The organism is Jingyaoa shaoxingensis, assembly GCF_014385005.1.
Taxonomy (GTDB): domain Bacteria; phylum Bacillota; class Clostridia; order Lachnospirales; family Lachnospiraceae; genus Marvinbryantia; species Marvinbryantia shaoxingensis.
In genome coordinates this window covers 1-589 of record NZ_JACRSZ010000068.1, presented here as the reverse complement: position 1 = coordinate 589, position 589 = coordinate 1, and the positions used below count along the sequence as shown (strand labels likewise).

2 rRNA genes are annotated in these 589 nt (G+C 43.1%); both read right to left on the bottom strand.

Annotation, left to right across the window (positions count from 1 at the left end):
• Positions 1-298: 298 nt before the first annotated feature.
• Positions 299-416: ribosomal RNA gene (rrf, locus tag H8716_RS17520) — 5S ribosomal RNA — on the bottom strand.
• 64 nt (positions 417-480) lie between these two features.
• Positions 481-589 (bottom strand): 16S ribosomal RNA (locus H8716_RS17515); the annotation flags it as partial.

The following is a 589-nucleotide window of genomic DNA, read 5'->3' as shown; positions in this document are numbered from 1 at the left end:
AAGTGTTTACTAACATTTACTATTCTCTTGGTTGTTACCTGTTAAAGATAACTTCCTCGGATGTCTCTATCGGCATGGTTACAATCTTTTGATTGAACCATTTGATATTTTGTATTTTCACGTATGCAATTTTCAAGGTACAAGGATTTGGAAACATTATAAATAAGATTCCCAAATCAGTTCTGACTGAAGATTTATCAGTCATTTAAGATCAAAAACTCTTTTCTGGTCTTAAATCACTGGTAAAGCCAGCGGTTTATCTATATATGAAGGAGCCCCGCTTCTTTCTTCTTTTGTAATCTGGCGTCCACCTGCTCTCCCACACCGTCTCCAATGCAGTACCATCGGCCGCTTAGGTCTTAACCATCGTGTTCGGGATGGGAACGGGTGTGTCCCCTAAGCGCATCGACACCAGAAGTTTTGTCATCCTTGATGACTGAACAGTGAAACAATCTTTACTTCCGACTCTATTTTCCCTAGAAAGGAGGTGATCCAGCCGCACCTTCCGATACGGCTACCTTGTTACGACTTCACCCCAGTTACCAATCCCGCCTTCGGCAGCTCCCTCCTTTCGGTTGGGTCACTGACT